Genomic DNA, 25,187 nt, shown 5'->3' with positions numbered 1-25,187 from the left:
ATCGTGCTGAACCAAAGAGAAATTTTTAACAACCCTGAGACCATCGAGTGAGTCTCACTACCTACAGGGGAAAGTCACTAAACCTGCTTTGAACTCGCAATGGCGTGCACAATCAAAGGGATACTTATCTGAATTACGACTCACAAAGCTAACCTAACTAGAATAGCTAAAAAGACCGTGTATCTAGTGCATCTGATATAAGCCCCATTAGCCATTTATATTTTGGGGAGTTAAGGTTTTTTTGATGTATATAGATATAGAGTTGCATGGTTCCAATTTCATTCATATCGAGAATACGAACTTGCCTTAATTCCTTCTTGAATGGCTCTATAGAGGGAGGAAAACAGGGCGCAACGGTATCTGTGTGGACTAAAGTTGTCAGCAATCCTGTAACCGATGTTGTTCTCATGGCCATATGAATGTGTTTGCCCGATTCTTTCAACTTATCTTCTAGACGTGAATGCTTATTCTGATCTAGATAAGCTAAATCTATATGGGCAAATGGATAACCTAGAAGCTCGTCAATATGCGCTTCTGACTTTTTGAAGGGGTGATCTCGACGCATTGCGATAACAAAAGACAGTTGGGTCAAGGGAACAGCAATAATCTCCGGTGGTAGATTTTCTGCTTCAAAATGTATCGCAGCATCAATAGTCCCATTACATAATTCCTCACGTGTATTTGAAGAAATGGCATGCAGAACCAGTGTTGATTCGGGACTCTGTTGGTGAAATAACTTAAACAATTCAGTGCCTAACCACACGTGTAGATGAGGGTTAATATCCAACTTAAAACTTTGCTGCAAAACACTAGGATCGAACATTTTAGTTTGTTCTATTGCCAATGAAATGCCCTCTAGTAGAGGAAATACTCTTGTATAAAGATCATCCGAATATGGTGTAGGCAAGAACTGTCGATGAGATAATACAAACAACTCTTCATTTAATAACTCTTTCAGTTTTTTTATGTTTTGACTTACCGCGGGTGTAGTTACAAACAATTTTTCCGCTGCTTTTTTTAGGCTCTTCTCTTGATATACGGTCACGAATATCTTCAGTAAGTTGAAATCAATCTTATTTAAATTCATCCAGTCAGCTCGATCAGTTTCGGATTTATATGGTTAAGTATAGCTTAACGAATGGTTAACTTTATATAAATATTCTTCATGAATGCATCTCGATATAGTACTCAAAACTTAGTGTGAAGTGCAGGGATCGGACTTCGTTATTCTTTATTGAGGTTATTATGAAAATCAACCCTAGCACTCTAGCTCTATGCGCATTCTTCTCTACATCACTCTCCTTTCATTCTTTTGCTGAAGAATCAGATACTGAAGTTCAGGATATGTCTGACCCTTTGGCCGTTTATACGCAAGCTGGATTTGGTTATACCGATAAAGGCTTCAACATCAAAGTCGGTCAAACCTATGATACCGGTAGCGATATCACTATGGGAATGAACATCATTGAAATCAAGGGCTTTGCTGGTGAAGCAACAGGTTGGAGTGACCGTGATGCAGACGACAGTATCGATTCACTCCGATACAGAAACTTTACTGTTGATTTGACTAATGGACGTGGTTCTCAAATCGATGTGTCTTGGGATTTTGATGCTAATCAAGGTTCTGCATCATATAGCTTCATTCAAGCCTTACCAAAAATGGGAATGTTCAACTTTTATCCGTTAGCTGGTTTGGGTATTGCTGCAGGTGAAGAATTGCCAGGTACTACTGGTGGTGATCTTGATGCTGACCAATTAAGAGATCGCTATAACATGCACGGTACTTTTTATGTGGCTGGTATGTACGGCAAAATGTCCATCACCGATCAGCTTTGGTTGAACTACAACCCGATGTATATGGGTACAGTTTCAGGCTCAGAGACCTATAAAGACGCGTATTTTCAAGGTGATGACGCAATGCTATTGCATGAGTTTGCTATCAGTTACCAAGTAACACCTCGTGCAAACGTTCGCTACTTTGCAAACTGGACCGAGAATGTCGATTTCGCCGATGGTGATCATCGTATTGAATTCAACTACCAATTCTAATTCTCATCGAAAAGTCGGCCTTATTAAAGCCGGTGTGTTTCAGCAAACAGCGTACTGACAACATCAAGGTAATTCATGAAGACAAGTAATAAAGCTTTCCTAACAGCAATCATTATTTCAGCAATTTCAGGCTGTAATACCATGGGAGCTAAATCAAAAGATAAAACAATTGTAACTCCATCAGGCGCGTTCACATTCGACAATACTTTTGAACATGGCTTACCTACTAAGATGGACTCTATTGCTCTGTTTGATGAAATTGACTACCAGCGCGCCTCACAAGCCTATATTTGGGCGGTACCTCTTGTATCAAATTATGCATGGAAAGCCGCTTATGAAAAAATGGGAGCAGAGGATGGTCAAATTACGTATGTTGAATCTCATAAATCTAAGCTAGGTGGACTGACTTACAATACTTCAACGCCTTACGCTATTACTTGGTTTAATGTAGAGCAAGAGCCTGTTGTAATAGAAGTACCAACCGATGAGTTACGTGGCGCAGTGCATACTATGTGGCAAATTGGTATCTCACAGATGACTGAGCCAGGTACTTATGTGATCAAAGCTGCAGGTAGTGAAGACCCTAAAAACCTGCCTGAAAATGCAACCGTTTTAGAGTCAGATACCAATTATGTATTTTTTGGCGTTCGATTAATGGCTAAAACTGAACAGCAACGAATGCAAGATTTAGAGGCATTAAGCATCACACGCCTTGATGGTACTCCATTGAGTGAGAAGCCTGTTAACTTCCCAGAGATCGGTGTTGATGCGAAGCACCCGAGAAACATGCAGTACTGGGATGTACTCAACATTGCAATTCAAGCGGAGCCTGTCGCAGAGCGAGATCGCATGATGCACGATATGTTGCGCCCAATAGGTATAGAGAAAGGAAAGCCGTTTTCACCGGATGCAAGGCAAGCTGATATTTTGAAAAGTGCGGCTGTTATGGGCGAAGCGATGGTTAAGAACATTGATTTCAACAAAACAGAGCGCCTTCCTCAGTCTGCTTACGGTCCAAAAAACAATACATGGGAAATTGCTACAGCATCAACACCAAATCAAGATCGCGATTTTGGTATGGATCTAGATGGTCGTGCAGCCTGGTTCTATGAAGCAGTAACAAATGATATTGCAATGCACGGATTCGAAAACGGTGGCTGGGGACAAATCTACCTCGACAATTATAGAGACAATGAAGGTAACGGTCTAAATGGCAGCAATCACTATAAATTAACTCTTGATGGCGATGTTAACTTTGCGGATTTGTTTTGGACTATCACTGTCTATAACGTAGAAAATCGCGCGATCATAGATAACACTATTCAACGTGCTGATGTTGGGTCTAATGTCCCTGGTACAGCAATGGACGAAGAAGGTAATTACACTTTTCACTTCTCTCCAACCAAACCAGAGGGTGTTAATGCGGCTAACTGGGTTGAAACTCGTCCGGGCGAAAACTGGTTTGTTTACTTCCGAGCTTACTCACCGAGCAAAGAGTTTATAGAGCAACAGCCACAAACTATCGTACCTAATTTCCAAAAAGTAAGATAAGCCAACTCAATGAAGAGCCTCCAAGCAACTTGGAAGCTCTTCATTAATCACCCAAGCCATTTCATTAAGTTCTGCTTAATCATTCATTAAAAATAAATGAATTCACTTAATTTATAGGGTTGGGTATATTACACCCACATTAACTTGAAGTGCAGGGATTGAACTTCTTATACCGTCATGGATAAACGACATCCCCTGCTGATAGTAAAAGCTTAAACTCTAAATAGGATGAGTAGAGTGTTGTTAAGTTGAAAGCTATAAGCATTATTTTATTAATCACACTAAGGTGTGTGAAATAGTAAGGTTTTGAAATGAATAAAAAGTTATCTTTTTCGCTTGCAACCGCTATCCTTTTTGGCCTAACAGCTTCTGCAAATGCTTCCGTAAAGTTGGGAATGGGAGTAGACCAAGGTTTAGGTATGAACCTAAAATTTGATGATACTATCAACGTTTTTGCTGGTAACCATGGTATGGCACTAGACTATCATTTCTTGCGTGGCAACCTTTCTAGTAGCGCCCCTTTGTCTTATTTTGTCGGTGTTGGTGGTTATGTTGAGTGGGATGATGACTTTGGTATGAGAGTACCTGTAGGACTTGACTGGAGCTTCGCATCAAACTGGAACCTGTATGGCCATGTTAATCCAGAACTTCAGTTTCATCGTAAAGCCAAATTTAAATTAGGCGCTGGCTTTGGTGTATCTTATCGATTTTAATTCCTAGCAGAAAACCGGCATTTTATGCCGGTTTTTTTATTTATTAATGTGCTATTGGCGTGGGAAAGTAGATAAAAGAGACAGGTGTAATCGAACTTTCAAATGCGTATTGATCAGTCTATTGTTGAGTTTATACCGCTATATGCTTGTTAACTTTTAGTTCTATAATCGGTCAGAAAGCTAAAGCTGATAAAAAGTAATCCCATCCGGCATCTTTTCGATTAATTGTTGTTTGTTGTCTATGTAGACTCGCCCACGAGATAAAGTAATAACACCTTCATCTCTAAACTCATTAAGAACCTCATTGACACGCGGGCGTGATAAACCGGTCATCAATGCTAGTTGATCTTGCGACAATACAATCAAAGGTACTGCGCCTTGTTTAACAGTGATGGTCTCTGACAGCTCTAATAAAATATACGCAACGCGAATAAACTTTGAATGCTGAGATATTTGTTGCGAGCGCAGCCAATACTTGCGAAAGGCCAATTTATAGAAGTGAAGCAATTTGTAGCAAAGCGGCTCATGTGAGCATAGCCTTAAAATATTGCTCTCAGTAAACCAAAGCCATTCAATGGGTTCTATCTCTTCGATGATGGCCCCCATTTGTAGAGAAACGGACAATATTTCGGTATCAATCCAAGTATTCTTGCCAATGATTATGGCGCAGGAACACTGTGTATGGTTACTGTCAAAGCTAATAGATAACGCACCTTGAGAGATATAAGCGATGCCTTTGTTAATCGACTCAGTTGACCCTGATAAAACTTGATGGGCAAATTGCAGGAGAGAATCGGAGCCCTGCAGTGGAATAGAAGATGCAATAAGAGCTTGGGTTAACGAATCTGGTAACTCACATGGCCAAGCTATTTTACTGTTCATAGTTCATCTCCAATATTTAACTATGTACAGCGAATTACTGAGCCATTGAGCGAGCTAACGCTTCAAACTCAGTTTTCTGCAACGGTTTAGAAAACAAAAAGCCTTGGAAGACATCACAACCAAGCGTCTTAAGTTCGATGGCTTGTTCTTTTGTTTCAACACCTTCAGCGACGACGCGCAATTTCAACGTTTTGCTGAGCTGAATGATAAAAGCCACACAACTATGATGGCGTTTGCTAGTCAACAATCGATCAATGAAGTAACGGTCTATTTTCAGCTCGTTGAAAGGATTTGCCAACAAATGTGCCAAAGAAGAGTAACCTACACCAAAATCGTCGATAGAAATGTGAACATCTTGAATTCGAAGTCGAGCGGTATGCGCAATTAACATATTTAAGTTTGAAGCCACTTCTGTCTCAGTAATTTCAAGTGTTAACCAATGGCCTTCAATATTGTGTTCGTCAAGCAAGCCTAATACGCGATCTGCAAAATCAGCTTGCATCATATCGCTAGGAGCAACGTTAACCGATAAACTTAGATTTAAACCAGTGGCATGCCAGTTAGCAAGGGTTTTAATGCCTTGTTTTAACATGGAAGAACACAGTAAATAATTAAGTCCCCACTCTTTGATTTGCGGTAAAAAAACAGCAGGAGAAAGAGTGCCATGAACTGGGTGGATCCAACGACACAGGGCTTCAGCACCGATTATTTTTCCAGTTAAAGCGTCAACATGAGGTTGGTAAAAAGCTTGAATTTCATCGCTAAGCAAAGCTTGCTGTAAATCTTGACGACTAAATTGATAATCTAGATTGTCAGTAGATTTTAAAACCGTTTGATGATTATTAAATCCATCTAGCAACTGTGCTATATCTTTTCGAGATATAGGTTTAATCAATTTTACGCAATCACGAATTCCTTGATTTTTAGCCATGGTAACTACTGAATCCAAGATATCGACACCGGTGCTACTCACAAATACGAGCTTAGGGTCGAACTTTAATTCGATCAGCTTTTGAGCAAACGTTACCCCGTCCATATTTGGCATTTTTAAATCGCAAAGGATCAACTCGGGCTCAGATGCAGTGGCTAACGCTAAACCTTGCTCACCGTCTTCAGCGAGCAGGATCTTAGCGTCAGTTAGCGTTTCTAAAGAGCGATGTAACATACGTCTTTGAAACTGATCATCTTCGATTATCAAAATAGTACTAAATGACGTGGCCATAAAAGCTCTTTTAAATTAAAACTAGAAGTATAATTGAATTAACACTATGAAATTAAAGACTAAAACAAACCCAAAGTCCAATCTTAGGCCACTTAACACCATAGCACGTCTATAATCAGATTTATGTAAAGATATAAGGTATTCAATGACATTTTTTAAACCACTCGCTCTTGGTTTAGTTGCAATATTCATGGCAAGTTTTTGTTTAGCTGCAAATGATAACTATAGTGAATATCCCGATCTTAATGAAGGTCCTCTCCCTGCAACGCCGGTTTTGATCGGCTTTCCGGAAGACTTGATTGAAGCGCATCCTCATAGTGTTGAGTCTAACGGTAACGCAGGGTTCAGTATGCAACTCTTAGAGGATTTTGTTACTGACATTTGGCAAAACTGGGCGGATGAAAACAACCTAGAAATCAAGCTAGTAATAAAGCCATATAAAGAATTAAAGAAAATGCTCAATGCTGGAGAGATTCAGATAATTGGCACAGCAGGACCTGAGGTAGAAGAACAAACAGAAATGCTTTCCTCGCTAGCATTGTTTGATTTCCAAGCTCGACTCTATGAACGTATTGTGCCATCCCCTGACAATGTGTTCGACACAGGCGCTCTGCATATTGTAAGCACTTTCTTTCCTCGAAACTTAAACAAAGCGTTTCCCTTACTAATCCATAGTTCAGACCAAAAATTTGTTGCTGAGTATGCCGAAAACTTAAGTCATATTTATACTGTGCGCTGGTGGGAGCTCGAAGAGGCATTAAAGAATGAAGGGATGCTTCAAGACTTCAAACACTCGACACAATCTGTCCCTCCCCTTCAGTTCAATGCATTAGTGCACCCAAGTCGCAGCGACTTATTGCTAAAATTAAACCGGTATGTGCGCACAGGGGGGAGTGGTCAAACTCAAGCCAACTGGAAGTCCAAATATGAGTCAGGGCTGTCGTCAATTCGGCTATTGGTTGGTTCTTATTCCAATCGTTTTTCTGACGAGGACGAACTGTATTTAGCAAAAACGCCGTCAATAAAATACGGATATGTCTCTTCAGGAGAGAAGCCTTACTTCGTTGGCACAGAGATGTTTATCGATGGCTATTACAATGATTTGATGCAAGAAGTATCCGCATTGTCGGGGATAGTATTGGCTCCGATGGCTTACAACTCATATTCTGAAGCCTTGAGTGCGGTTGAGCGCGATGAGGTGCTACTCATGCCTGGAATCTATAAAAACGCACAGAGAGCACAAGTATTAGATTTTACTGCACCTTTAACAGATAACTACCCAGCCCTAGTATCTCGAGGACACGATTCTGAGTTGCGAGATTTAGAAGGTAAGGTTATTGCGCTAGTCGCGGGGGCTTACATTAATAAATTTATCGTCGAGCGCCTGCCCAACAACGCTATTTTCTACTTTGATACTACTGAGCATGCATTGGATGCAGTGGCTTCTGGATCGGCATACGCTTTTGTAGGAAACCAACTTAGTGCGAGTTTTATTATTGGTAGTAAGGGTTATTATAACCTTCATCAAGTCTTCTTAGGGGATGCGGTCTTTGAACAACCGACAAGAATTGCAGTGGCAAAGTATGAGCCAGAATTAGTAGCAATTCTGGATAAAGCTCTCCAAGAGTTTGATGACGACATGAAAATTGAGTTAGCTTCAAAATGGCAACTGGCTATCAAACCGCCAGTGAAGCAAATAGACCAAGTCGCATTGCAAAGAATTATTTTCTTCCTAGTTGTCATCGCGTTGTCTCTTTGTTTTCTATTTGTTTACCACCGAGTTCAGGTGAAAAAACTCAATGCGATACAAAGCAAATTGAAAGTTGCATTAAATGCAGCAGAGCAAGCCCAGCTCTCGGCAGAACATTCTGCTAAGGCAAAAAGTGAATTCTTAGCCAAGATGAGCCACGAGATTAGAACTCCTATGAATGGTGTTCTGGGGATGGCGGAATCCTTGGGCCACACTATGTTAAATAATGATCAAAACAAGCAACTTAATGTGCTTAATGACTCAGCTCATAACTTAATGTCCCTGCTCAATGACGTGTTAGATTTTTCCAAAATGGAGGCCGGACAATTTCGCTTATCCAAATCTTCAATACATTTACCGCGACTGTTTCAGCAAGTAGTTAATAACTTTGAGTTTAATGCCAGAGAAAAAGGGGTTCAAATTTTGCTAGACCTATCCCCTACTGTCATTAAATACCGATGTTTAGTCGATCAGATCCGTTTGCTGCAAGTTCTCAACAATCTTGTATCCAACGCTACTAAATTTACAGACAAAGGTACTGTTTCAATAAAAGCGATGGTACACCAAGGATCAGACACAACTGAATCTCATTTAGAAATCAATGTCAGCGACAGCGGCATAGGGATGTCTAAACCACAATTAGAGCGGTTATTCTCTCCATTTGTTCAAGCTAACGAAGACATAAGCCGTCAATATGGCGGTTCTGGGCTGGGCCTTAGTATTTGCCGAGAAATCGTCAATGCGATGCAGGGAACCATAACTGTTTCAAGCGAAGAAGGTAGAGGAAGCACTTTCACCCTCACTATTCCAACAGTGCTAGAGGAGCAAGATCATATTGAAGCTCAACCTATCGATAGATCGAGTCGACCATCTAGAAATGCGAACTTATCACACGCTGGCTTACGGATTCTATTAGTCGAAGACAACACCACCAACCAGATTGTAATGAGGGGCCAGCTAAAGCGTTTAGGTTTGGAATGTGATGTCGCATCTAATGGTTTAGAGGGCTTACAGCTGTTCCAAGAGGGAAATTACAACCTAATCTTAACGGATTATCACATGCCGATTATGGATGGAATCGCGATGGGTGAAGAAATTCGCTCACAACGACCAGATAATGACGTATATATGGCCATACTAACAGCAGATGTGATGCAAGGAACCGTGCAAAAGTTCGAATCTGCAGGCTTTAATAATTACCTATTTAAGCCTTATTCACTGCTTTCTCTTCAAGAACTATTAGTAAAAGCCATTGTAAAGTTGGGACTTGAGCCTCTTAGTGAAAAACAGGAAAACGAGGAATTAACTGCCGCTTCTATCAATGAAGACACTACCGCACAGGGGTGGGCAACAGGCTCAAACTGGTTAAGTAGTCTTAATGATGACGACAAAGTTCAACCATCATTAACGGCCAACAATGACGGCTTCTCTATTGAGCATATGTTATTAATTAATGATAACGACCACGAGTTAGTGATGGAGGCAATACAAGATTTTGTCGATGCATGGCCTGAACAGGAACGTCATATCCTTCGTGCGCTTGAAGAAGGAAAACGCTCTGATGTTAAAGACTATGCACATAAGCTCAAGGGCGCTTTATTGTATCTAGGTTGCGATAAGCTAGTTGAAAAAGCCCAGCATATTGAATCAGAAAGCCACAAACTTGAGAACGAGGTGCTTTCGGAGCAGGTCAATGTGCTCATTTCAGCCACTCAAGCACTGATTATTGAGTTGAAACAGACCATTATTAAGGAGTCACACTAGCTACAAAACGTGATCTAGGACAACAAATGCACCCCAAGTGTTATCTAGAGAACATTCATTGAATAACAAGACCAGTAGTATGTACGGACTTGCTTGAGCCACAGACTTAACTTCGAAAAGGAAGTGAAGTGCCGTTAAGTTACGGGCTAGAAGCAGAGTTAAGTGACACAGCGCAAAAGCGCTCTACATATAAGGTTTTGTAATGAATAAAAAATTCTATTTAGGCTTGCTAGCGGTTTCTGTATTAGCGGGCTGTAAAGACTCTTCTAGCGGTGGCAATGATAGCAGTGGTGGTGACGGCGGTGATATCGGCGGTGGTGATAAAGATATAGTTAGGCTAGAGAAAGTTGAACTAAATGCGCCGCACGGAATCTCGGCAGGTCATAATCGAATTTATTTGCCTGTAGGTTATCCAACTCAATTCCAAGCAATCGCACATTACAGCGACACAAGTGAAGCTGACGTTACAGATAAAGCAGAATGGACAACTGATGATGCTTTAGAACTAGACTCGACACTAGCGGGTGCTGTTTGGGCTAAAGAATCAGTGTTGAACAACGTTAGAGTCAGTGCAATCTACGAAGGTGAAAGTGCTCGCAACGACGTTCAAGCAGTAGACTGGGAACACGATAGTTTTTATATCGGCGGTAACCAGGTTGTTGCCAAAGGTATCCCAGCTAAATTAACAGCTAATTTTTCGTTTCCAAATTCCCAAGCTCAAACTGATCTAGATGTCACACAATTCGTTGATTGGGAATCTAGTGACGCAAATGTTGCGGTAGTTGATAACGGTACATTGACAGCATTTGAAGCTGGTAATATTGAAATCAATGCACACTTTGACAGCCAAACGACAAATCTTTACGACAGCGCTGAGGTGTTGAATGTTGAAGTTATTGAACTAAATGGTGATGTGGATCTGAACCTTGCTATCTGGGCAGGGCTTAATCCAGAAAAGCCTGAAGAAGGCGAAGATGTATTAATAGTGCATGACAACATCCAAACTCATCTTAGAGCGAACTTAACTGTTTCTGATCAAAGTGGCGTTGTAGTACCTGAAACAAATATCTCAGGCCTAGTTAAGTGGAGCACCGAAGGTAATTGTGAAGTTATTGCCGAAGGTGATAACTACTTCATCACTGCAGATGAAGCATCAAATGATATGTATGACTGTAAAGTTAATGCAACTTTTGAGCCTGCTGAAGCTCCGGAATCAGCACAAGCTAGCCTTGAACTGACTACCTTAGGTCAGGAGCACTTTAGACCACTTGAACTTAAGTGTAATGACACACAAAGTGTTAAAGGCGACTTAACTGAATGTCCTGATAGCTTTGTTGGTGAACTATCACTTGAGTCTGTTATACCAGTAGCCAAGGCTAACATTTCTAGCGATATTCGTGTTACAGGTCAGGCAACTTGGGCGTCATCTAACGAGAACGTACAAGTTGAGCAAGGTAAAGTAACTTCAGATGCCGCAGGTCAAACGGCAACTATTACAGCTGGACTCAATGGAATGGAAGCAGAGCATAATGTAACAGTTGGTTTACCAGTAGATGTAGAAATTCTAATTCGCACTGAATTTGGTAAAGATGACAATAATGTCTTACTGCCAATGATTCCAGTGACTCTACACGCATATTATATCGGCGATGATAGTGAAGAAGTTGATGTGACAGCTGGTGCAACTTGGACTCTGACTGATAACTTCAATGATGATTGGAAGCTTAACGGTAATACGATTGAATCTTTAAATAACGATTATCCAACTAACATTACTGTTTCTATGGAAATGGAAGAATTCACAGCTGAGCTCCCGTTAGATGCTCAACCTCTAAGCGTTTGTTTACCTTCAGATGATGCAACATCAGAGTTTTGTGTTCAGGTAGAAGATACTGCGGATAGCGAGTTTACTTCGAGTCCAAATACAAACTTGGCAACGAAAGCCAAAGTAATAGGCGAAGGCAACGCGGCAGGTGCTAATTTCCCTGGGATTCAGGTACGTTATAACACTGGTGAAAATGATAAAAACGGTTCCGCTACCTCTGCATGGTGTGCGTATTTAGAGACGATTGAATTCAACGGTTCTACTAATGGATGGAAAATCCCATTCACACGTAATGACTTTGATGTTCTTGACGGTTTGAACGAGTGGCCAAATGGTTTTGCTTGGACTCAGACAAGAACAGGAACTCCTCAAGACGGTTATGTGCTCCATGTAAATGTGACTGCTGCTGTTAACGGCCCAAGCGACTCCAGAGCAAAGCTGTTTGCAGTAACCAACGGTGCCGGTGCTGGATCAACAAATAAAAACTTGGTTATTTGCCAAGCTAACTAAACTTAAGGCCTCGAAAGAGGCCTTTTTACATCAAATGCAAAATAAATAGTGCCTTTCCAAATTAAAATACTAGGAATAAACCATGATAATCATGGTTTATTCCTATGTTTATATTCTACTTTGACCATCAATAGCGAAGATTATTGCACTTAGGAAATAATACTGGATGCAAAAAGAAAAGAACCTAACAAAAACACTCATCATCTCCACCTTCATCTCTACAATAATATTCATTAGCTGCCTAATTATATTCAGCAAGCCTCTTATCTCTTATCGCCTTGATGGCACTTTAAGAAATCTAAACGAAATTACTAACCAAGCAGAGTTCATGGAATTCCATGGAAAAGAAGTTCAACGGATATTCCTAGAACATGGGGATGACTTTATCGGCATCGCAAACCATATTAGCCATGACGGTATAGTAAGCTTATCAGTACCTGAAGATCTCAACGTTAACCCTGCCATCACTCAGCTTAGGGATTCAGATTTTGCAGCCCACCTTTTGCCTTTTATCCGTGGCAAGATGGGCGCATTAAACCAAGACAAGATGTACTATCTATTTTTGGATGAAGAAGACCTCGTCATTACGATGAGAAATATTGAAGGCTTAGGTAAGCGAGATGAGCCTTTTGCAGTTCGCTGTCAGTTTTATTCATACTGCTCTGATAATCGTCAACGAAATAATAATGACGAGATTAATGTAATTGTGAGTGATTTTTACCGCGATCTTTTAACTGACAAGCATGTCATCACTATGTCTTACCCAATATTTGATAAAACTGGACAACATGCTTTTGACTTTAATCTTGATATTTATGCGCAATGGTTTAGCGAGTACATCAAGATAAATAATAATAACAATGACTACCGAATACTTGATGTGATAAATAAAGAACATCAGGATTTTATATTTTCTTATGTCCATCCAATTATTATTTCTGAACAAAAGCTTATTTTATTTCACTATAGCTTTATTGAATACTTGATTGAATCGTTTTGGATATTCATTATATCTTTTATTGCTAGCATCTCTGTGGTCAATTTCTACTTTACTTTGAGAAGTGACAAGCAAGAGTTTGAACAGACAAAGAGAATTATGTACCAAGATAGTTTGACTGGATTATCTGATAGAAAACTTCTCAAACGAGAGGATATCAGAACTCGGTTGAATAAAGGCGGCAGCCTTATCTATGTTGATGTAAATAAGCTTAAATATGTGAACGATAACTTCGGCCATGAAGCTGGTGATGCCGTCATCACTTACGTAGCAAAGTTTCTCAAAAGTAAAATACGATCAACGGATATTTGTATTCGAATGGGCGGGGATGAATTTCTAATCATTTTAGTAGAGTGCACCAAAACTAAAGCGAATAAGATAATGGCAGAACTCGAAAGCATTGGAGAACAAAAGATGAATAAGGTTATCGGCAACGTTAGTATCAGCTTAGGCTGTGAAACATTCACTACTATCGAAGATTTTGATAGTGCTATCACCTCTGCTGACAATAAAATGTATCAGCATAAAAAAAGCTAGTATTCGAAAGGGTTTACTCACTAACGCCTAGCCTGTAGGCGTTAGTTCTTTACAGTGTCTATCTTACATCTGAGTAGATGTATTCTAAATAAATGCTCGCAGCTTATTTTGCAGCAGCCACTTTTGGCATTTGATAACTCTTGAATTGTTCAACATTAGCACCATAGGCACGCATTAAAAAGCCCCAATTATCTTCTGTAATTAAAGCAAAGTTCTTTATATCTTTAACCCCTGCACAGGCTTCTTTAGAACCAAAATGAACGGTGAATGTGCCGTCTTGATTCAGGTTAACATTACCCGTATTGATAACGTTGTACTCATTGCTCATTAGATACTTTTCGTTGTTGTACAGCGTGATTGACCAAAAATGCTCTACCTCTGGTTGTGGATACGTTGCAACATGACATACGTCTTTGCTAACTCCTGGGTTGTAAGGCGCATACATCGCATACTCATCAGCAGATAGACCCCACGCACCCGCCGTTGAATATGTAAACTTTTGCCAGTCTTGAACATTACGAACATCATCCGTCATTTGGCCAAATGTGTCTGGTAGTACGTTGTAACCTTTCATTAATTCACCGCGAACTACAAGCAAGGTTTCAACGTCGTAGCTTGGTACTGGCTTCGCTGAATTAGATTTGATAGACATCTTCGGTTGAATGCTTTTAACGATGTGTTCTACATCTTCTGCACTACCATCGGTACCAACACGGAAACCAATCGCTACGTGAGATCCTTTAAACTCTGAACCGTCAAAAGTGTACTCACCACCACCTAGTAACTGAGTAGACATGTGCTCTTGAGATACGATTTGCGCTGTGATGTAACGGTCACCCGTATCTGGCATTGATAAGGTAAAACCTTCACTTGCATCAACCACCGCCATTGAATAGACCACGTCATTGTTTGGAGACACAACCCAACGATCTTCGGCTTTCGCCAAAGTAGTGAAGTGAAAAATGCCATTAATCCCTTCACGCTTAACCATGTTTGCCATGAAATGAAGCGACTCTGCTTCTAGAAACTGCTCAGCAGTCATTCCAAAGTTGGCAGGATTTACATCCCAGTTAGATGAATCAATCGGTTCGATACTATCGAAAGGAATAGCAATTGCTGCTGATGAGGTTAGCGCAACTAGAGTAGAAATAATGGTCTTTCGCATTTTAAATACCTGTAATGGTTGGGTTGCGAACCAGATTACTTAACTGTGCTATTATTCTGAAATGACATCTCTTACTATTAGATATTCCTGAAAGGACTTTTATGCAGGCGATTAATTGGGCTCAAATAGATCTTAACCTTTTAAAGGTATTAAGAGCTTTAGGTGAAGATCAGAACACCTCAAAGACAGCCCAACGATTGTTTGTTAGTCAATCTGCCATCAGTAAATCACTCAAAAAACTTCGAGTAGTATTTGAAGATGATTTATTCATTCGAGAACGGCATGGACTAACCCCAACCCCCTACTGTTTAGATATATTAGGCCAGTTGGATGAAGTGTTTGATTCTCTGGATGCTTTACTCAGCCCTAGTCAGCAATTCGCTCCTGAGACCTTTAGCCGCGAATTCAAGATTGCGGTTAATCCAATGCTGCTAACGGCACTGTCTCGCTCTCTGTATCCCAGATTACGAGCGCTTGCCCCTAATGCTAGATTTCAATTCATTGGTTGGTCTTGGGACACCGAAAGTAAACTGCTCAATGGTCTAGTAGATATCGGCATTAATTTTTTTCCCTTGGATCTATCAACCCACATTAAAGCGACACCTATTTGTGATGCCCATTATCAAATTTGCACACGAAAACAAAGTACCTTTGATCAACAGGGCGTGAACCATAACACCATAGCCAACACCCCATTTATCCTATTGGTCATGCCAAGTTACGCCAATGCCGTGAGTATTGCCGAACAGTATATGGCCAAAAAAGGCATTTCTATTCAAGTTTTAGCTCGTAGTGATGATCTTACCAGTTGCCTAGCCATGGTTGAAACTGAAGATTGTGGCCTGCCCGTTTGTTCTTTAATAAAAAATGAACTTAGTGAGCATTTAACCTTGGTGGAATTCTCAAGTGAGGTGGACCTCCCCTCTTTTAAACTCGCCTCTTATTCATCCTACGTCAACACAAGAAAGCCCATCACCCAATGGTTAATGAATGAAATAAACCAAGTGATGTTCGAACTAGACAACGAAACACGTAGCTAATATTCGTAGTAAGTAACTGAAACAGGCGTCAAATAGCAAGAGGTTTGCTTTGTAAAATGTAGATCACACTAATGCATTAGTACAGATTATAATAATGATAATTCCACCTAATTGCTATAAGCGTCAATAATGATTAATCTTCTAGTCAATCAATTACGATTCAATTAAAAGGCTTAAAAATGAAGAAATCTCTTTTGTCGCTATCGATAGCGGTTGTTTCAGTTGGCTCTTTCTCTGTATCTGCACAAGTAGCCGAACTGCCTACAGGCCAAGTAGGTAACGTTGCGTCTGTTATGAAAGTTCAACCTGTCCTTCGTATGGGATACGGTCTTGAACATGAGAGCCCGTTGAACAATGTTCACATGCTAACTGGCGCTCCTTATGCGCCGGTAGTCATTGAACTAGAAAGAGGTCTAATTATTTTCAGTACTGGTGATGATGCAGACGAAGGTGCTGAGTACCGTAAGTACATTCGTGAAAACATCAGTAACAAGCCGATCATTGCCCTATTTTACGATCACAACCACTACACTAAGGGTGCTAAAACTCTTCTTGATGGTGACAATGCAGAGATCTATGCTCATCCAGACCTACACGATATCGTAAGTGCGCGTACAGGCGACAGCCAATCGAACACTGACATTCCTGAAATGGCTCCGCACCTGTTAGCACGTGCTGCTATTCATTACGGAAACCACTCGGAAAAATCTGGTAAAGATGCATCTATCATCCCAAGCAACATTAAATTTGGTGCAGAAAGCGCATATCTAGAGCCAACTCAAACTATTGCTCATGGTGAATCAGTAACAATTGATGGCATAGAGATCCAAGCATTTGTACACGATACAGATACTAAAGATACGCTGACTTTTTGGATTCCAGAGTACGAATTGGTTGTCGATAACGTAGTATGGCCTTTCCACAATATGTATACACTTCGTGGTGATGCTTACCGCGCACCTCATACGTGGATGGGTGGCCTACGTGACATTAGAGAATTAGAACCAGAAGTTGTTCTAACAGTAGGTGGCGGCGCGAAATCCCTAGTGGGTAAAGAGAACATCCAGCAAACTATTAATGCGGTTCTTGATTCTCAAAGCTACGTGTACGATCAATCAATCCGTTTGACTAACCTAGGTGTTGCACCAGATCAGATCCATCATCATATTGAGATGCCTACTTCGTTCAACGACCATGCTTACGTGAACAATATGTACGGTCAGTTTGATACGTTTTTTGCCGCTTTCCCTGTACGAAATCATGGCAACTTCTCTGGTCACCCAGACGATTTGCATTCTATGGAAAAAGTAGAAAAAGCACAGCGTATGATTAAGCTATCAGGTGGTGTAGAAAAAGTATTTGAAGCTTGGCAGAAAGCGATGGATGAAGGCGATACCCTTTGGGCTAAAGAGTTGTCATCGATGCTTTACTACAACTCACCAAACAATAATGCAGCAAGACAAGCTCATGCAGATTCATTGCGTAAGCTAGGTCAAGAGTCTGAAGGTCTTATCGCTCGAAACTTCTACTTAGCGGGTGCTAAATCTCTAGAATCTAACGATTCAGACGTGAGCTTAATGGCTTCACCTTCTGCAAATTGGGTAGCAAGTGATCCTGAAACTGCAGTCAACTACTTACGTACACGACTAAACCCTGCCAAAGCAGCCAACTTTGAAGGCAAATTGGGCTTCATCGTAGATGGAAAAGAAATGCAGCTAGAAATCCGTAACCGCGTGGCGGAATTCTCTACAACGATTGCTGACGACGCAGAAGTCATCACGGTTTCTGGTGAGAAGTTTGGTCAATACTACGATGGCACTATTGCAGCATCTGATATTGCATCAGGTAAAGCACTTGAGCTATTAAATAACTTCGACGAGTTTGAACAAGTGACTATGTACCCTCGTAGCTTCACACACTTGAAGTAAGTTCATTGGCAAAACGCTTGTAAAACGAGGGCAGTCTATCTGCCCTCTTCTATTTGAACGATAAGAGAGATTGCTATGCGAGCTAAACTGTTCTCACACCTGATGCACCAAACCGTCAAACTGTCCGAAAAAGCCCCATTTTTACTGCCTTTGATAAAGCAAGGTAACAAGGTCATTGTCCGACTAGCCTACAACGGCTATAAAAAAGATGGCGTGAAGTCATTTGAAAAATTCTGGATTCCAGCGTTTTACCAATATGGACAAGTTAGAGCTCAGCATATCGCTAAGAAAATGAATATTGACGTGAACAGCGCCGCATCTATCGGTACATACCACGATTATGAAGACCCAATTTTTGGTGTTGTCGGTCACTGGGAACAAGATAATGAAGGTAACCCGGTTCGCGTAGAAACCGAATGTGTTGTTTGCGACGAATTGAATAAAGTGAGTAAAGGAGCAGGTTGCCCCGATTTTTGTCGTCATGTTGTCAATGCAATGGAGATGGGAACAGGCAAAGCGATGAACGATACTTACATCGTAGAAATTGGTTCACTACTGAGTGATGGTGATGACACCTGCCGATTCACGCACAAAGTTCTTTAAAGTATCTATTAATACCAATCACACTAAGTAAGTAATCAGAAATAGCGCAGGAAAAATCCTCGAGGACAAGGCAGAATTTATTGATAAGTAGTTATTCTACAATCAAAAATTCTAACGCAGTCATAGAGCAATTTAACAAGCTAGGATGACAAGGTATTTAGTACGATTGGTATAAATACTGAGCGCAAAATTCCCATGCGCTCATTAGCTCGAGTATTGAGACCATTATGTTTAGACGCACTTTCGTTATATTGTTACTGCTTTTATCCCAACCAACCTTTGCCTGCGTGTTTCACGCGACATTATCAGCCGATGATATGTATATACCGCAAGGTGCGGATTGGACTATTTTGCGTTCTTTAGAACATGAGAATAATCAACAGTTAACGTCCGTCTCAAAACTCGAAGGCCAAGCAGGTTTCCAGCGTGCGACTTGGTGGTTAAAGCTACTGTCTAAAGATTTAGCAGACAGAGGCATTGAGGATACATACATCTACCTAGCAGACGTCAGAATGTGGTCACATTACCAAGCCTCTAACCCTGCCAAGATGTCTTTTGAAACTGAACCTAGAGGCGACTTTCCATATCTAGTTCTCACTCAAATTACATTATCAAATATTGTCTCTGGAACTATTAGCTTTGACCAGGCGATGGACGCTCGACTCATGTTCTCTCGATAACGAAGCAAGCGGCGTTACGAACATATTTCAATCAATTGGGCTTTGACGGCCTCGCGCATCTCGGCGTGATCGCTGTGATTCTTAAACCTATTGTGGTAGATAAGATTCAACGGAAACTCCACTTCAGACCCTTTGGGGAAATCCATTACGCTCAGCCCCAGCTTATCAGCCCAGCGTTTTGTCACTGACTCTCGCACCACTCCTACATAATCCGTTTGAGCCGCAATCATGCAGATAGAGTGCGATGAAGACACCTCCATGACGACATTCCTCTCGAGATCAGTCATCTCGTTCCTATCGATCTGAGATTGAAAAATCGACATACCTTTAAATTTTCGTTTATATCCAATGTGGGATTCAGAAGAAAACTCTTCTTTAGTGATGGTGTTGCCGGAGAGCCTAGGATGATCGTGTCGACAAATAACCTTAAACTGTTCTGTGCAGACGCGTTCACTGATAAATGAATTATCACAATCACTAATAAAATCAATCGCTAAGTCCACTTTTTGCAATCGTAAATCACTGAGTAGCGTTTCTTGTAAGGTCGGTGGTAATTTAAATGTGGTGTGGGGCATTTCTCTCGTGATTTGAATAAGGTCTTCTGGGCAGTAGACAATAAAATGATGAGTAGTTGAAATAGCATTCTGAATGATGTCCATTCCCCTACCGCATTCAATGGCTAATTGATCTGCAGTACGAGTACAGATCATCGTGCGACCTGACTTAATAAATAGTTTCTTTTGCAAAGACACTTCTAGCCTTTTAATCGCCTGACTTACTGCAGACTGACTCACCCCTAACGCCTCTGCAGCCCCAGTAAAAGATTGATACTTGTGTACCGTTAAAAACACATGAATGAGCTTTAAATCCATAACCAACCAGATAAAAATACGAGTAATTCAAATAACATAGCTCGAATATACTTTACTACCTAGAAAAATACGAAATACATTAATGTCTCTGCGATGACACGTGAAATTTAAAACAGACGAAATATAGCCTAAATTAACTCAGTAACCTGAACTTTAGGTTATTTAATATTTCATAGATGTTTTTACCTTAGCTGACAAGAGATTGAGAAATATGGTCAATCAACCATAGATGGACTGGATTTGAAGAAAAACGGTTGAGGTGAACCGCTGCTATGTCACCGGCAGGGTTATGGGTCTCATTCTTAATGGCAGAATATTTAAAATGCTCACCGACACTGCCAGCAAAGCGATGAGAGCACGGTAGCATAAGGGTTTGGTCATCTTGAAGACATTGAGTCAACAGCATTAAGTCTGTGCTTTTGAGGCGATTGAGTGGTTCTTTTCCTACCGCTCTAATGGCCATATCGGTATAGCTGTTGTAGTTGAAGTTATTAATAAGTAGTTGCACTAATGGGTAGTTGGCCGCTTGTTCTGCGGTGATCTCTTCATGCGCCCATTCATGTTGCTTATTCATAAGCATCACAAAGCTGTCTTTGCCCACTTTTCTTTGTACAAATTGTTTAGAGATATCCATTGGGTAGTAATTTACGCCAATATCTACCCGTTCAGCCATCAAATCACCAACCGTGGATGTACCCCAAGCTCTAAGTTGCAAGCGAACATTTGGCGCTGAGGTACTGAGAACTTGCATCAAATGTTTACCAATGACGGGCAACAAAAAGGCATTTACTGCGATGGTAATATTAATATCTAGTTCATGTGGCGAGAAACTTAATGAGTGATGAAATAGGTCTTCTAATTCCGCCATCGCATTGGGTAATCGAGCGGCTAAATACTCTGCTTTTGGCGTCGGTTCAAGCCCATGAGAGCGGCGAATAAACAGCTGATCATCAAAAAAATGACGTAGTTTTTGTAATCCGCGACTGACACTCGACTGTCCAAGGTACAGCTTATCGGCCACCTTAGTAGTACTGCGAAGTTCGTATAGGGCAAGAAACAGCTTTAACTGGTCATGATTGGGGTAGCGCATACATCTAGCATAAAAAAGAGAGCATAATCAATATTATAGCTCTCTTTAACTGTTTATATAGTGACTTAGCTGTTATTTTACAGCTGTGATACCTTTAGCATGCAATGCTTTGATGTATTCAGTCAGTGCTGCAGCATCTGTTGGTTTGTACAGACGTACTCCCCAGTAGTAACTATTATCAGCCACTTCGATGTGGTTTAGTTTGTCTGCACATGAACCGTCACTTAAATGGAAGGTATAGGAACCATCAGAATTTGGTGTCATTTCTGATGCAGAATAACCTGCTTTTTCTACGTCAATCCAGCCTTTGCTATCGTACTGAATAACAGAAAAATAACCGCCATTGTCAAAGTCTAATGGTGGCACTTGCATTGTGATTGCACCACATTGAGAAATATCACCCGTGCCATTTGCCAACAAATATTGCGCGTGATCACCAGAGAGACCACCCCACCCTGTTGCAGAAGCTACTGAAAAATGAGGTTCTTGAACCTGATCTGGTCGCCCAAAACCTAGCGCATAGATAGTACCTGGCCCTTGTTTTTCTAACTCAGAACGAACCGTATTTAAGCTTTCAACATCGTACGCTTTGCCCTTATAAGGCGTTGCTGATGTGGCTTCGATCTTGGTTTCGTCTTGTAAACGACGCGCCTCTTCGATACCGGCATCAATAGCTGTGCGTTTTAGAATATAGAAGTGCTGACCTGTTGTTAACATATCAGGTGTAATTGTCTTAGACTCACCAGGGTAAATCGCATCTACAATGTAGTGATTTTCATCTATGATTTGTGCAATCTGATAAACATCTGATTGTGGTACTGAAATCGTTGCGCCACCTTTAGCATCAACAACCGCTGTCTGATACAGTAGATCGATGTTTGAACGAATGATCGTCTGGTTGTGCATATTTACCGGTTCACGTTCCATCTTCCATTCGTTTACGTCGACTTCATCAAGTTGTAGGTTAAAGTAATGAACGGTTTCAGCATGAGCAAAGTTGCTCTGGGTAACGATGGTTGTGTCAGCAACAGTCATTGTGCTTACTGATGCAATTACAATTGCAATTAAAGTCTTTTTCATTTTGCTCTCCACTGTACGCCAGCCTGAGCTGGCGCCAATCAATCTAGGTTCTATTTAACGTTTGGTAGTTCGTAAGCCGCAATTTTGTCGACTTCAGGCAAGTAAACACGCATCGTAATATTGAACTCATTCGTTGGAACGTGAAGTAAGTTGTTTACCTCGCCACAAGACGCTGTGTTACCGTAATGAACGGTGAATGTATTGTTGTCATTCAGAATGATGTCACGACTAGTAATGATTGAGTTTGCGTCAGTTGCTAGATATTGCGTATCGTCATAAATAGTGATTGAGAAAAAGCCAAGTTCAGGATCAGTTTGTGCTGGTACATCATAAGTCACCGAATAACATTGGTTTTTATCTACCGTGTAGTTACCATTTTTATACATCGCATGCGCATCAGGAAGTAGACCGGTCGCAATCGATGCACCACGGTTATTCATCGCTTGAGAGACAGGTTTTTGTACTGTACCCATTGTGAAGTCAACGCCCACCTCTTTCGCTTCAGCTGTGTAGTGTGCATGAAGTGGCTTAAAGGTTTCCATATCCCAAGGGGTTGGCTGATAGGCTTTAGGTTCAAAGCCTTGTTCTACATACTCTACTTTATATTGGTTTTGGTAGTTGTTGGCTTTTTTGATATCCGCAGCATCCGCAGCATCTACCTGAGTACGCACATACAACATAGTGTATGGAGTAATATCTTCAGCTTTAATCAAAAACGTGCCTGATCCATAGAACACATAAGCTGTGATGTGGTCATGAGTCATCACCTGAACCGACACATAACGACCATCCATTTCCGGGATTGTCACTGTTGCGTCTTTTGCGCCATCAAATCCGTGAAATGAATAAAGGGTATCTCGGTTCATCATTGGAGCCGGTTGTTTATCCAGTGCGATTGGAGCGCGATGGTGATGCCAATCATTGTCTGCACCTTGGCTAACCTCTGCTTTTATTCCAAGGTCAAACATAACGTGTGCATAGTTATCTTCTGTAACTGATACCTTACTTTCTTCAGCAATAACAGTGGCGGCCATTGCTGCCATACAGAGTGCTAGTGTTAGTTTTTTCATTTAGATTACCTTCGATGAATACCGTTGAATTGCAGTCACTTTATCGAGATAACCCACTTAACACGAGTTCATTGATTCGCTAGTTGTTATGCAGAAAATGGATATCACAAAAACTAACTGACCGCTTTAAATGAAGATTCCACTTTGGCATATAACGCCTTACTACCGCCTCTATCGTTGATGGGCGCTCTATCCCCCCTTAATTGCCTAGTCTAGCGAAACATTCCTTACTGCACTTGAAGGCTTCTAGAACCTTGACTAAATAATAAAAAGCAGTAAATCGACCGAACGATTTACTGCTTTTTATTATGTTTTGCCAATCAATTAGTTACATTTCGTCTTTTCTACGTTTGGTAGCACCCATGAGTTGTCATACCAATGAGCGCTTGGCGAGTAGGTACGGAACCATATAAAGAACCCTTCACCTTCATTAGTTTGAATGTGGTTTTTATTGCCATCATTTGACTGTGATCCAAACGTAAGCGTCACTGAGCCATCGTCATTATAAACAAGAGCTTCGTGGTATGAGTTTGCACCCCAGTTAAAGTCTTCATTTACAATCATTGAACGCTCAGTCGCATTATAAGTGTTAATTGACCAAAAATTATTTGCAGGCATCCCTTCAGGAACAAAAATGCTCTGACCAGTAACCTAGCCAGAGCATTTCTATCTGTTACAAACACGGTACGAAGTGTTCTATTTCACTTCTTTGATTTCGATACCACGCAGCGTTTCCATGTAATTCAACGTTTCTTCGACATTCACTGGCTCATAAAGGCGTAAAACACCCGCCCAACCTTCAGAGACTTCAAAGTCATACGCTTCCCCACTACCACAGTTAAACGTCACTGATACTGTGCCATCACCATTGTCACGCATGTTTTCGCCCGACGTGTAGAAACGTTCTGAATCAATCCAACCATTTGCAGCATATGTGGTAAGGGAGTAGTAACCACCACGACCTGAGAAATCTAGATTTGGTGTTGGAATAGTCCACTCCTGACATGTTGTTTTGCCTTGACCAGGAACACGTTCTAAATATTGAGCAGTGTCAGCAGGCAGACCCGCGTAACCAAAAGCAGTCACATATTTAAAGTGGTGGTCTTCAACAGCATCAAAATCTGCACCGAAACCTTTTAACCCTTCAATTGGCGCGCCATGCTGCATAACGTTATTGATCAGTTTTAAACGGTAACTCACAACATCATCAGAGTTAAAGCCTTTCCCTTTATACGGTTTTGCCGAATTGGCTTCGATAGAAAGCAAAGCTTGGCGACGTTCTGTATCTTCTAACGATTCAGCAATACGTGTTCTCGCTAAGATATGAACGTGTGTACCTGTGGTTAAGTCTTCTGCATTCAGTGTTAACGTTTCACCACGGCGAACCACTTTATGAAGTAGGTGGTTTTCATCCATGATGTGGATAATTTGGAAGTAATCATTATTTTCAGCAGGTACATGAAATGTTGCGCCTTCAGACACATCCACAATCATAGTGGAATACACGACATCACGGTTTGAGCGAATCACAGTTTGTACATCTTTCGAAACTGCACCTGCATGTAGCCACTGGTTTACGCCAACTTTCTCTTGTAACCCTAGAAAGTTCCAGTCTGACTCTGCTTGGTGATAGTTATCCCAGTTAACATCGCCAATCGGTGCGTGGTCAAAATCCGCTGCGGAAATAGCAAATGAACTTGTCGCTATCAGCGCTGCTAAAAGTGTCTTTTTCATAATGATTCTCTCGTGTTTGTTTCGATAGAGTCAGTATGCAAGACAACCTGTGCTATCCTCCAATAGATTATATGAAAACAAGATATACACTTTTTGTATATCTGAATGATTAAACAAATAAACCT

The 25,187-nt window shown here is 40.9% G+C and carries 20 protein-coding genes; 10 read left to right on the top strand and 10 right to left on the bottom strand.

All coding sequences use genetic code 11. From position 1 onward, the window contains the following. Window positions 1–166 precede the first annotated feature (166 nt). Entirely contained in the window at window positions 167–1,087 is a 921-nt protein-coding gene (locus tag OCU48_RS14715) for a LysR family transcriptional regulator (RefSeq protein WP_141345898.1), read from the bottom strand. Between the two features lie 158 nt (window positions 1,088–1,245). Between OCU48_RS14715 and OCU48_RS14710 the strand changes: the two genes are divergently transcribed. The 3 genes from OCU48_RS14710 to OCU48_RS14700 all read left to right on the top strand — a co-directional run bounded on the left by OCU48_RS14710 (window position 1,246) and on the right by OCU48_RS14700 (window position 4,313). Beyond that, window positions 1,246–2,049, top strand: coding sequence for a hypothetical protein (locus OCU48_RS14710; protein ID WP_141345896.1), 804 nt, complete (start codon window positions 1,246–1,248; stop codon window positions 2,047–2,049). Window positions 2,050–2,190: 141 nt separating this feature from the next. Next, entirely contained in the window at window positions 2,191–3,600 is a 1,410-nt protein-coding gene (locus tag OCU48_RS14705; protein ID WP_371859109.1) for a DUF1214 domain-containing protein, read from the top strand. 311 nt (window positions 3,601–3,911) lie between these two features. Beyond that, window positions 3,912–4,313: a hypothetical protein gene (locus OCU48_RS14700; protein WP_141345888.1), complete on the top strand. Its 402-nt coding sequence runs from the start codon at window positions 3,912–3,914 to the stop codon at window positions 4,311–4,313. 180 nt (window positions 4,314–4,493) lie between these two features. Here the strand turns inward: OCU48_RS14700 and OCU48_RS14695 are convergent, their stop codons facing one another. Both OCU48_RS14695 and OCU48_RS14690 read right to left on the bottom strand, forming a co-directional pair. Beyond that, window positions 4,494–5,195, bottom strand: a complete 702-nt coding sequence (locus OCU48_RS14695; RefSeq protein WP_141345886.1) for a Crp/Fnr family transcriptional regulator — start codon at window positions 5,193–5,195, stop codon at window positions 4,494–4,496. 34 nt (window positions 5,196–5,229) lie between these two features. Beyond that, a complete protein-coding gene (locus OCU48_RS14690; RefSeq protein ID WP_141345884.1) occupies window positions 5,230–6,417 on the bottom strand; it encodes an EAL domain-containing response regulator in 1,188 nt (395 codons plus the stop codon). A 145-nt stretch (window positions 6,418–6,562) separates the two neighbouring features. On the opposite strand from OCU48_RS14690, the gene OCU48_RS14685 reads away from it, so the two are divergent. From OCU48_RS14685 to OCU48_RS14675, 3 genes are all read left to right on the top strand, one after another. Continuing rightward, complete coding sequence (locus OCU48_RS14685) at window positions 6,563–9,931, top strand: ATP-binding protein (protein WP_141345882.1); 3,369 nt, start codon at window positions 6,563–6,565, stop codon at window positions 9,929–9,931. 202 nt (window positions 9,932–10,133) lie between these two features. Then, window positions 10,134–12,266 carry a hypothetical protein gene (locus OCU48_RS14680; RefSeq protein WP_141345880.1) on the top strand — a complete coding sequence of 711 codons (2,133 nt, stop codon included), beginning with the start codon at window positions 10,134–10,136 and terminating at the stop codon, window positions 12,264–12,266. A 166-nt stretch (window positions 12,267–12,432) separates the two neighbouring features. After that, on the top strand, window positions 12,433–13,800 hold the full coding sequence (locus tag OCU48_RS14675) for a sensor domain-containing diguanylate cyclase (RefSeq protein ID WP_141345878.1): 1,368 nt from the start codon (window positions 12,433–12,435) through the stop codon (window positions 13,798–13,800). Window positions 13,801–13,903: 103 nt separating this feature from the next. On the opposite strand, the gene OCU48_RS14670 is transcribed toward OCU48_RS14675, so the two are convergent. Then, the gene (locus tag OCU48_RS14670) at window positions 13,904–14,965 is read right to left on the bottom strand and encodes a DUF1254 domain-containing protein (protein ID WP_141345876.1); all 1,062 of its coding nucleotides are present in this window, start codon (window positions 14,963–14,965) and stop codon (window positions 13,904–13,906) included. 101 nt (window positions 14,966–15,066) lie between these two features. On the opposite strand from OCU48_RS14670, the gene OCU48_RS14665 reads away from it, so the two are divergent. The 4 genes from OCU48_RS14665 (at window position 15,067) to OCU48_RS14650 (ending at window position 19,216) form a co-directional block, all read left to right on the top strand. Beyond that, window positions 15,067–16,005 (top strand): LysR family transcriptional regulator, encoded by a 939-nt coding sequence (locus OCU48_RS14665; RefSeq protein WP_141345874.1) that lies wholly within the window; start codon window positions 15,067–15,069, stop codon window positions 16,003–16,005. 179 nt (window positions 16,006–16,184) lie between these two features. Beyond that, window positions 16,185–17,933: an alkyl sulfatase dimerization domain-containing protein gene (locus OCU48_RS14660; RefSeq protein ID WP_141345872.1), complete on the top strand. Its 1,749-nt coding sequence runs from the start codon at window positions 16,185–16,187 to the stop codon at window positions 17,931–17,933. 75 nt (window positions 17,934–18,008) lie between these two features. Next, entirely contained in the window at window positions 18,009–18,536 is a 528-nt protein-coding gene (locus tag OCU48_RS14655; RefSeq protein ID WP_141345870.1) for a hypothetical protein, read from the top strand. Between the two features lie 227 nt (window positions 18,537–18,763). Then, window positions 18,764–19,216 (top strand): hypothetical protein, encoded by a 453-nt coding sequence (locus OCU48_RS14650; protein WP_141345868.1) that lies wholly within the window; start codon window positions 18,764–18,766, stop codon window positions 19,214–19,216. 14 nt (window positions 19,217–19,230) lie between these two features. Here the strand turns inward: OCU48_RS14650 and OCU48_RS14645 are convergent, their stop codons facing one another. From OCU48_RS14645 to OCU48_RS14620, 6 genes are all read right to left on the bottom strand, one after another. Continuing rightward, window positions 19,231–20,088 carry a LysR family transcriptional regulator gene (locus tag OCU48_RS14645; protein WP_141345865.1) on the bottom strand — a complete coding sequence of 286 codons (858 nt, stop codon included), beginning with the start codon at window positions 20,086–20,088 and terminating at the stop codon, window positions 19,231–19,233. Between the two features lie 187 nt (window positions 20,089–20,275). Further along, window positions 20,276–21,178, bottom strand: a complete 903-nt coding sequence (locus OCU48_RS14640) for a LysR family transcriptional regulator (protein WP_141345863.1) — start codon at window positions 21,176–21,178, stop codon at window positions 20,276–20,278. A gap of 72 nt (window positions 21,179–21,250) precedes the next feature. Next, window positions 21,251–22,258 carry a lytic murein transglycosylase gene (locus OCU48_RS14635; protein ID WP_141345861.1) on the bottom strand — a complete coding sequence of 336 codons (1,008 nt, stop codon included), beginning with the start codon at window positions 22,256–22,258 and terminating at the stop codon, window positions 21,251–21,253. A 50-nt stretch (window positions 22,259–22,308) separates the two neighbouring features. Continuing rightward, window positions 22,309–23,328 carry a DUF1214 domain-containing protein gene (locus tag OCU48_RS14630; RefSeq protein ID WP_141345859.1) on the bottom strand — a complete coding sequence of 340 codons (1,020 nt, stop codon included), beginning with the start codon at window positions 23,326–23,328 and terminating at the stop codon, window positions 22,309–22,311. 324 nt (window positions 23,329–23,652) lie between these two features. Continuing rightward, window positions 23,653–23,946 (bottom strand): DUF1214 domain-containing protein, encoded by a 294-nt coding sequence (locus tag OCU48_RS14625; RefSeq protein ID WP_141345857.1) that lies wholly within the window; start codon window positions 23,944–23,946, stop codon window positions 23,653–23,655. 78 nt (window positions 23,947–24,024) lie between these two features. After that, window positions 24,025–24,318 (bottom strand): hypothetical protein, encoded by a 294-nt coding sequence (locus OCU48_RS14620; RefSeq protein ID WP_141345940.1) that lies wholly within the window; start codon window positions 24,316–24,318, stop codon window positions 24,025–24,027. Window positions 24,319–25,187 lie beyond the last annotated feature (869 nt).

The organism is Vibrio inusitatus, from assembly GCA_024346935.1.
GTDB classification, from domain to species: domain Bacteria; phylum Pseudomonadota; class Gammaproteobacteria; order Enterobacterales; family Vibrionaceae; genus Vibrio; species Vibrio inusitatus.
The sequence above is the reverse complement of the archived record's forward strand: the minus strand, read 5'-3'. Positions and strand labels throughout refer to the sequence as shown.